The sequence below is a fragment of the Stutzerimonas stutzeri SDM-LAC genome, from assembly GCF_000235745.1.
GTDB classification, from domain to species: domain Bacteria; phylum Pseudomonadota; class Gammaproteobacteria; order Pseudomonadales; family Pseudomonadaceae; genus Stutzerimonas; species Stutzerimonas stutzeri_H.
In genome coordinates this window covers 22,254-31,524 of sequence record NZ_AGSX01000138.1, presented here as the reverse complement: position 1 = coordinate 31,524, position 9,271 = coordinate 22,254, and the positions used below count along the sequence as shown (strand labels likewise).

Annotated in this window: 6 protein-coding genes; 3 read left to right on the top strand and 3 right to left on the bottom strand. The window is 63.5% G+C overall.

Going from position 1 to position 9,271, the window contains the following annotated elements; all coding sequences use genetic code 11:
- Positions 1 to 1,083: sigma-54 interaction domain-containing protein (locus PSTU_RS0114515; RefSeq protein ID WP_019341754.1), on the top strand; the 1,083-nt coding region annotated here is incomplete at its 5' end.
- 87 nt (positions 1,084 to 1,170) lie between these two features.
- On the opposite strand, the gene PSTU_RS0114510 is transcribed toward PSTU_RS0114515, so the two are convergent.
- The 3 genes from PSTU_RS0114510 to PSTU_RS0114500 all read right to left on the bottom strand — a co-directional run bounded on the left by PSTU_RS0114510 (position 1,171) and on the right by PSTU_RS0114500 (position 5,398).
- Complete coding sequence (locus tag PSTU_RS0114510) at positions 1,171 to 3,543, bottom strand: putative bifunctional diguanylate cyclase/phosphodiesterase (RefSeq protein WP_019341753.1); 2,373 nt, start codon at positions 3,541 to 3,543, stop codon at positions 1,171 to 1,173.
- Positions 3,530 to 4,606: an ABC transporter substrate-binding protein gene (locus PSTU_RS0114505; protein ID WP_019341752.1), complete on the bottom strand. Its 1,077-nt coding sequence runs from the start codon at positions 4,604 to 4,606 to the stop codon at positions 3,530 to 3,532. Before PSTU_RS0114505 ends, PSTU_RS0114510 begins: the two co-directional genes overlap by 14 nt.
- Positions 4,607 to 4,822: 216 nt before the next feature.
- A complete protein-coding gene (locus PSTU_RS0114500) occupies positions 4,823 to 5,398 on the bottom strand; it encodes an antibiotic biosynthesis monooxygenase (protein WP_019341751.1) in 576 nt (191 codons plus the stop codon).
- A gap of 430 nt (positions 5,399 to 5,828) precedes the next feature.
- Here PSTU_RS0114500 and PSTU_RS0114495 point away from each other — a divergent pair, with 430 nt between their 5' ends.
- The gene (locus tag PSTU_RS0114495) at positions 5,829 to 6,788 is read left to right on the top strand and encodes a PfkB family carbohydrate kinase (RefSeq protein WP_019341750.1); all 960 of its coding nucleotides are present in this window, start codon (positions 5,829 to 5,831) and stop codon (positions 6,786 to 6,788) included.
- Positions 6,781 to 9,180, top strand: coding sequence for a glycoside hydrolase family 65 protein (locus PSTU_RS0114490; protein WP_019341749.1), 2,400 nt, complete (start codon positions 6,781 to 6,783; stop codon positions 9,178 to 9,180). The genes PSTU_RS0114495 and PSTU_RS0114490 overlap by 8 nt, the downstream gene beginning before the upstream one ends.
- Positions 9,181 to 9,271 lie beyond the last annotated feature (91 nt).

Genomic DNA, 9,271 nt, shown 5'->3' with positions numbered 1-9,271 from the left:
ACCAAGCCGCTGGACCTCGAGCACCTCGGCTTGGCCGTGTCGCGCGCGTTGGAAACGCGCCGGCTGCGCGACGAGGTGCGACGCTTTCAGCAGCTGCTCAGCGATGATCGCTTCCATGGCATGCTCGGCCGCAGCCGAGTGATGCGTGAACTGTTCGATCAGATCCGCCAACTGGCCCGCGCAGCTGGGCCGGTGCTGGTGATCGGCGAAAGCGGCACCGGCAAGGAGCTGGTCGCTCGCGCCATACACGCCGAGAGCGAGCGGGCGCAACGGCCGTTTCTGGCTATCAACTGTGCCGGGCTGCCGGCCGAATTGCTGGAAAGCGAATTCTTTGGTCATGCCGCCGGTGCCTTTACCGGTGCCAGTCGCACCCACAAGGGGCTATTCCAGCAAGCAGATGGCGGCACCCTGTTTCTCGACGAGATTGGGGAAATGCCGCTGCCGCTGCAGGCCAAGCTGCTGCGCGTGTTGCAGGAAGGCACCATCCGTCCGGTGGGCGGCGAACGAGAACTGAACGTCGATGTACGCATCATCGCCGCGAGCAACCGCCCGCTTGAAACCGCGGCCGGCCGCGAATCGTTTCGCGAGGACCTGTTTTTCCGCCTGGAGACTTTCATTCTGCAAGTGCCGCCCCTGCGCGACCGCGAGGAAGATCGCGAGTTGCTGGCCGCCGGTTTCGTCGCGCATTTCGCCGCGCGCGATGGCCGTCCGGTTCGCGGTCTGTCGCGCACGGCACTGGAACAGCTGCGGCGCTATCCTTTTCCTGGCAACGTGCGGGAATTGCAGAACGCCATGGAGCGCGCCGTAACCTTCTGCCATGGCCGTAGCATTGAGCTGGAACACCTGCCGGCGCGCATCACCAGCTATCAGGAGAGCACACCCAGCGCTCGTGCCGACGACCTGCTTGGATTGATGATCGATGGTCCCTTGCTGCCCACCCTGGATGAGCTGGAGATGCGCTATATCCGCCATGTGCTGGAGCGGGTCGAGGGCAACAAGCGACGCGCGGCCGCATTGCTCGGCATCGGCCGACGCACGCTCTATCGCCGGCTGGGCGAAAAGGAGCAGGACGACAATGGCTGATGCAGCCGCGCCGGGATCTGAAAAAGTCAGAGGCTGCGCCCGAATGGGTACAGCCTGCGCAAGCGCCCAAACTGGCGCGCGACGCGGCTAGCTGGCCTGCACAGCGGTGCGCGGTGGCAACCGTTCCAGACGCAACTCGGCTTCTGACTGTGTACGCACCGCCACCCATTCCGCCAACGCCGCTACCGAGCGCGGTGGCGAGATCAGGTAGCCCTGGAACAAATCGCAGCCGGCCTGCAGCAGCGCGGATTGTTTCTCCAGACTGTCGACACCCTCGGCATTGACCCGTTTGCCCTGGGCCTGGCAGAACGCGACAAGCGCCGCGAGGCTTTGCTGCATCTCCGGGCGGGTCAGTCGCTGAACGATCGCCATGTCCAGCTTGATGGTGTCGGCCGGGTATTCGAGCAGTTGCTGGATCGAGGTGTAGCCAACACCGAAATCGTCAATGGCGACACGGAATCCGGCCATCCGAATCGCATTCACCGCCGCCATGGTGTTGCTGCTGAGTTCAGCGGCGAAGGTCTCGGTGAGCTCGATTTCGATGAGGCTGGTGCAGATACCATGATGCGCGGCGCGTTCGGTCAGGTAGCCGCACAGGCGGTCATCGTCCAGTTGCGCGGATGACACATTGATCGCCAGGATAACGCCCTCGCCGAACAGGCTGACCAGTCGCGGATAACCGGCTAGCGCATGATCGATCACCCAGCTGTCGATCTTCGGAAACAGGCCTGCACGCTCGGCAATGGGGATGAATTCGCCTGGCGAGACTGTCCCCAGCAAGGGCGAATGCCAGCGCAGCAGCGCCTCGCAGCTGACCACCGCACCGTCACGATCCACTGCCGGCATGTACACCAGGCGGAACTGGTCGTCGCCATCGAGGGTACGCAACTGTTCCTCGATCACGCGGATGCGCTGGTCGCGTTGCTCCAGCTCTGCCGAAAAAGCCACCGCAAAGTTCTTACCCATGGCTTTGGCCTGATACATCGCGCTGTCGGCCCGCGTGAGCAATTGGGTGATCGACGCGGCATCGTCGGGATAACGGGCGGTGCCGATGCTGACGCTGACTTGGTAGAGGCGATCATCCACGCGGAAACCGCCGCGGCACAGGCCAAGCAAGGCGTCAGTGAGTTCGGCCAGGCTGTCGCTTGCAGCCGGTGACATGAGCAGGACGGCGAACTCGTCACCGGAAAGCCGGGCGAAGGCCGTTTCGGTCTCCGGACGGGATTCGCAATGTCGTTCAAGCGCGCCTTTTGCACGCAGCGCAAAGATCCGCAGCAGCGCATCACCGGCGTCATGGCCGTGCTGATCGTTGACCTGCTTGAAATTGTCCAGGTCGAGAAAAAGCAGTGCCAGCCGTTGTCCGCCTTGCTCGCACTTCTTATGCATTGCCGCAGCCAATATGCCGAAATGGGCGCGGTTGCTGATGTGAGTCAGGCTGTCGGTCCAGGAAATTTCCTGAATGCGCTGCAAGGCTTCTGTGTTGCGGTCGTGGAGCGTCTTCATGTTCAACGTCAGGCGGCCGATCTCGCCGCCGTCGGTGGGCTCGTCCAGCGCCGTTCGCTTGCACAGCAGCAGGTCGGTGAGCTGCTGGCCCAGGTCGCTGATGGGGTCAGTGACGTAGCGGCGGATCAGCAGCAGCAACAATCCGCTGGTGATCAGGCAGATCAGCGAGCCGCCGATGAGGAAGGCGAGGCTGAGTGTGCGCAAGCGATCAGCAAGGTAGTGCGGCGCAGGCGTCAGCCGAGCCATCAACGATGCCGACAGCTCGACATCCGCTGACAGGCGCGACGGGGTTGTGCCCAGCGTCGGGGCGATTTCTACCGCGGCATCATAGTCCGATTCGAGCTGGGCCTTCAGCGCGATGAACTGCTCCGGCCGCACGGCCAGCTGCAGGGTAAATGCCTCTTCGCGCTGGCTAGGCAGAGGGCGGGTGGCGGTGGCTGGCAGAATAAAATCGGTGTCCAACAGCAGCGGCCCGCCTTCGACACTTTCTACATAGATCATTTCATCGGTGTCCGCGGCCTGCTTGGCCTCTCTCACGATCCGCTGCTGGGTGGCATTCATCCTGGCGAACGGCGACAGGCTGCTTTCGAAGTAATAGGCGACTTCGTCGTCAGGCTCGACGATGGCAAAGGAGACGAACGACAGCCGTGCACTGGAGAGCGAGCGAATGCTCTGCTGGATGCGCAGACCAAGGGTGTCGTTGCGGTAGGCGGTGTCCGACTCGCGCAAGAACGACCGCAGCGCTTCGCTATCGGTGATCGAGTAGAGGGCGCTGCGATTGAACGCCTGATAATCCAGATAGGCCGATTTCAACGCCGACAACCGTTGCGCCAGGCGTGCCTGCTCGAGACCCAACAGCGATGCGCGCTGGGTCATGTAGGCCATCGTGGCGGCGAGCAGCTGGACGACCAGGATGACCGGAAAGATCACCAGCAGTGCGCGCTTACCGAGCGTCATGGGCGTTGATCAGGGCGCTGATGATGCGTCGCCGTGTCTGCGTCGCTTCCAGGGGGCGCGACTCGTAGACTTGGCTGTTCTTCAATACCGCTTCGGGCGGATAGATGGTCGGGTCCTGGCGTACCTCCTCAGGCAACAGCGCCTTGGCCGCGGCGTTGGTGGTGGCCACCCCCAGCTCAGCACTGTTCAGCGACGCAATCTGCGGGTTGTTGAGGAAGTTCAGGAAACGATAGGCCAACGCCTTCTGCGCACCATTGGTCGGGACGGACAGACAATCGACCCAAAGCAGCGTGCCTTCCTCGGGCACCATGTAGCGCCAGGGCTCGCCGTCGACGCCTTCTATATCGTTAAGCACCTGCTGGTCACCGCTGTAGGCCAGGGCCATGTCGGCCTTGTCGAGGTAACGCTGGCTGCGCAGCGAGGTGATCACGTACTCGTAAGTGAGCACTGCGGGCGACTGCGCCTGCAGCAGCTCGAAGGCCGCCTTCAGCTCGTCATTGTTCGACGTGTTGATTGAGCGTCGTTGATGCAGCAACGCGCCGGCGAGGATGTCTTCGTGGTCCTCCATCATGATGATGTGCGGTTCGTCGCGGTTGGTCGGCACGAGCAGGTCCGCCCAGGATTGTGGCGCCTTCGGAAGGCGGTCGGCCCGGTAGGCGATGCCGAGCGTGCCCCAGAGGTAGGGAATGCCGTGCGCGCCGCAGCCGTCACGCCAACGCTTTGGAATGTGCCTGAGATTGGGCAGCGCTTGCTCATCGAGCCGATCGAGCAGCCCACGTTGGCCGAAGCGCGAGGCGCTTATCCGCTCGGTCAGCGCGATGTCGATCAGATGGTCGGGTTTGGCCAGAACTTCGTCGCGTTTGTCACCGCTGTCGAAGTAGACCTGCTCGATCTTCACGCCCGTTTCGGCTTCCCAGCGTTCGATTACCGCTTCGCTGAGATATTCCTCCCAATTGAGCAGGTGCAGCGTCTGTGCTGCATGCGGCGCAGTGGACGGAAACAGCAGGCAGGTCAGGGCCAGCAGGGCGACCGAAGCTCGGAAAAACGGTTTCTGGTGATTCATCAGCTGTCCATCCGCTGCGGCAGGTGCTTGTTGAGCCGTCGCGGTGACCCTTATCGCAGGTCGCCTCGACTGGGTCTCTGGCTGTGGGAAGCGAACGCGCCGAGAGGCGCCCACAGGCGCGACCGCCCAGTCATATATCGACAGGCAGTGGTGGCACTTTAATGGCGTCAGGCGAATGGCGGCAACAAATTTGTTATGTTGCCGCGGCCGTTCCGATCAGCGGGCAGTAATCGGCTGTTCAGCGGGTTGCACCCGTGGACGCGGCGAGCGCTGCAGCCAGCTAGCCAGCAGCCTGGTAGACAGCGGAATGAACAGGTAAGTCATCAGCGGGGTCAGGGTCAGGGTGCTGATCAGTATCCGCAGCACCAGGCTCAGCTCGCCGAGCATGCCGCCGAACAGCACATTGAACAGCAGCGAGACCGGAAAGAACGCTAGCCAAATCGCAACGCTTTGCTTCCAGCGCGGCGGCGGCGGGCTGTCGGTGCCGCCAAACCAGGCGTCGATGCCGCGCGCGCGGTGCTCGAAGGGTTGGCCGAAGAGCTCACTGCCACGCTGCAGCCAGGCCCGACGCGATGCCGAATGCCCCCAGTGGTCTAGGGTTTGCTCGTCGGCGAAGCGGAAGACGATCTGAAATTCATCGTCGCCAGGCGGAGGCGCCAATACGCCGGAGCCGAGGTAGCCGGGAAAGTCCGCGGCCAGTTCTTCGCCTTCATGCAGCCAGGCGAGGAGGTCGTGGTAGCGGCCATCGCGCACGCGGCGGGCCACCATCAGGGTGACGGGTTCGGTAGACATCGTGTATCTCCAGCATCAGACCGGCCACCCGGATAGGGCATTCGGCAAACGCAGCGCCGGGATGGTGGGCTGCGTCTTGGGGGATGCGAATTCTATTCCGTTTACAGCGAAGCTCCAGCATTACTTCGCGATGCAGGCGAACGGTCGAGACGGTGACGACGAGACGTGCGCAAGAATGGGGCGTTTCGCCTGTGTTTGGTGCGTGTGGTATGAGCGTGTGGCGTCTCGTCGAGGCGTTCGAGTCGGTCGTGCAGAGCCTGTTTGAAGGGCGCTCGCGCCGTACAGCATGTGGCAGATAGGCGTGGTGATATCCAGCGCAGCCCCACCGTGCGGTTGCGGCTCGGCTGAGTCCCCGCGCTCAGCGAAACGCGAACCCTCGCCGCCGGTTCAGGTCCGTTGAAGTACGAGCCTGAGCCGTCGGAGCATGCCTATGCAACGCCTCACCTTGCTGTCGCTTGGCAGCATCAACGCCGATTTCCAGGTGCGAGTGGACGAACCTGTCGGTAGCAAAGAAACCCAGCTGGCCCATGATTTGTGTCGTTTGTCTGGCGGCAAGGCAAGCAATACGGCTTTCATCGGCGCTCGTTTCGGTCATCGCAGCCTGTTGCTTGGCCGCGTCGGCGACGATGAGCTGGCCGAACAAGCGCTCGCCCCGCTGCGCCAGGCCGGCGTCGAGGTCGAGAACGTCGGGCGGGCAGCCGGCCAGTCCACTGGCGTGTCGATGATCATGGTGCCGCCAGACGCGAAGAAGAACATCGTCCTGGCGACGAATGCCAACGATTGTTGGGACGAGGCTGCCATCGACGCCATGATTGCCGTGATCGACGGCTGCGAAACGCCCGCCTGCTTGGTGCTCGACTATGAAGTGCCGGCGCGAGTGGTAAACAAGGCGCTGGAGGCAGCGGATCGAAAGGACATTCCGGCGGTGCTCGATCCATCCTTCCCTGACCGGGTCGACGAGGGGCTGTTGCCCAAGCTGCATGCAATCACACCAAACGTCTCGGAAGCCGAGGGGCTGGTCGGCCACTCGCTCGACTCTATGGACAAACTCGCCGATGCCGCTCGCCAGCTGCAACGCGACGGGCCCGCGCTGGTGTGCATCAAGCTGGGCGATGGCGGTTGCGTATTGGCGACATCTGACCAGACCCTGCACATCCCGCCGAGTGAAGTGGAGCCGGTCGATACGACTGGCGCGGGGGATGCTTTTACCGGCGTGTTCGCCGTGGCCATGCTCGAAGGCCTTGAGCCGCGTGAGGCCGCTGCGTGGGGCGTGGCTGCCGCTAATCTGGCGGTCACCGGTTACGGCTCGCAGCCTGCCTATGCTGATCGGCAGCAGGTGGTCGAGCTGGCGCGGACGCTGCTCGACAAGGCGAGGGTCCTCGATGGCTGAATCGAACACGGCGTCCCAGATCGTCTTCGAACATTACGACCGCGATGACGAGCGTCGTCGCGAAGCCTTGCTGGCCTTGGGCAACGGCGTCTTGTCGTGGCGGGCCAGTGCTCCTGAAGCATCGCTAAGGCTCCATGCGGATGACAGCAAGCACTACGCCGGCTTCTACCGCGCTGGCTGGTATGACGAGGCGCCGCGCGAGGTCAATGGCGATTCGGTGCACATGGCAGCGCTGGTCAATTTGCCCGATCCGTTCGGTCTCAGCTTTGCGCTGGAGGATGGCGACTGGTTCAGCCTCGATGGGGTCGATTTGCAGCGCTATCGGCAAGCGCTGAATCTGAATGATGGCGTGCTCGAGCGGCAACTCAGCTTCGAGCTGGCGGGGCATCGGGTGGAGCTGCTGGAGCGTCGTCTGGTCAGCATGGCAACGCCCAATCTCGCCGTGTTGCGCTGGGAGTTGCAGCTGCCGCCCGGTGTCGAGGTGCGCCTGCGCTCAGTGCTCGACGGTGGCGTAGTTAACGCCGGGGTGGAGCGCAACCGCGCCTATGAAGGGCGCCGTCTGCAGCACCTGGCGTTCGACCATGACGACAACGGCACCACCACCCTCAGCGCCCGATTGCATGATCATCGCCAGCGCCTGGCGATGGCGATGCAGCTCCGGACGCCTGGGCGACAGCTCCAATGGCGTAGCACCACCCACGAACAGCGACTGATTCAGGACGCCCGCTGCGCGGTGCCGGACGACGGTCGGTTGATCGTGGAAAAGCGGGTGGTGGTGCTGATCGACGAGGAGTGCCCGGTTACCGATAAGGATGCCCGTAGCGAGGCATGGCGACAGTTGCCTGGCGGCGAGTATGAGCAGCTGGAACAGGCGAGCGCCGAGGCCTGGAGAACCCTGTGGCAGGCGCACTCACTCGCCTCGGACGATCCAGAGCTTCAGCGAACGTTGCACTTTCATGCTTTTCACCTGCTGCAAACAGTTTCGCCACACAGTGTCGGCCGCGACCTTGGCTTTCCGCCGAGAGGCTGGATGGAAGGCTATTTCGGTCAGGTGTTTTGGGACGAGCTGTTTGCGTTTCCGGTACTCGCGACCCATTGGCCGGAGCTGGCCAGAAGCCTTCTGGATTACCGCTACGCTCGGCTCGGCAAGGCGCGCGAACGGGCGCACCGAGCCGGTTTGCGTGGCGCCATGTTTCCCTGGCGCAGCGCCCGAACCGGCGAGGAGGAAACGCCGCCCTGGCAGTGCAACCCGATGTCGGGCCGCTGGATGGCCGACCATACCCGTCTGCAACGGCACATCGGTTCGGCCGTGGCCTACGATGCCTGGCAACTCTACCTGGCCACCGCTGACGAGGCGCTGTTGGCCGGCCCCGTTGGCGAGCTGATCATCGAAGTGGCGCGGTTCTGGGCCAGCATTGCGCAGTTCGATACGTCGCGACAGCGCTACCTGATTTGCGGCGTGATCGGCCCCGACGAGTATCACAACAGCTACCCGGACGCGGCTGAACCCGGGCTGAACAACAACACCTATACCAATCTGATGGCGGCCTGGACGCTGGACCGTGCGCGGCAGGTGCTGGCATTGCTCAGCGAGCCCGATGCGGACGCCCTGCGACGGCGCCTGGCGCTAGAGCCGGACGAGCCGGAGCACTGGCAAGCGGTCGCCAAGGGCCTTTACCTGCCATTCGTCGATGATCAACTGCTCAGTCAGTTCGAGGGTTTCGACCAGCTGGAAGCGCCTCCGCAGGAATGGCTGCACGGTGACCGTCCGAGACTGGACTGGATGCTCGAAGCGCGGCATGACAGCTGCGACCGTTACCAGCTGACCAAGCAGGCCGATGTGCTGATGGCCTACTACCTGGTGCCTCAACAGACCCTGCAGGGGATTCTCCAGCGTCTTGGTTATCCTCATGACGCCCCCAGCGCGCGGCGCACCCTGGCCTACCACTTGGCGCGCATCACCCACGAGTCGAGTCTGTCCAAAGTGGTGTGTGCCGGTGCGCTCGCCGACATCGACCTTGAGGCGTCCTGGGCTTACTACCAGCAGGCACTGGCCACCGACCTGGGTTCGCCAGGCAATCGCGGCACCCAAGAGGGCGTGCACCTCGGCGCCATGAGCGGCTCGCTGGACGTGTTGCAGCGTCACTACCTGGGCGTTCGGCTGGAACTCGATGGGCTGCACCTGTTCCCGTCGCTGCCGGCTTCGCTGCCGCCGGTCTCGCTGTCCCTGCTGGTTCGGCAGGCGCGCCTGCATCTGCAACTGGCCAATGGCGCGCTGGTGGTACGGGCCGATTCCGCCAACGTCGCCCCGGTGCCGTTGCACTACGCTGAAGGAAAGCGCGAGCTCGCGCCGGGCGAATCGCTTGAAATCCGTTGCCAGTCGACGAGCTGAGCTGTTGGCAACGCATTGAAACAAGCCTGAGCGTCGGGACAGCGGAACGCCGCAGCGCCGGCCACGTTCAATACAGAACGTGGTCAAACAA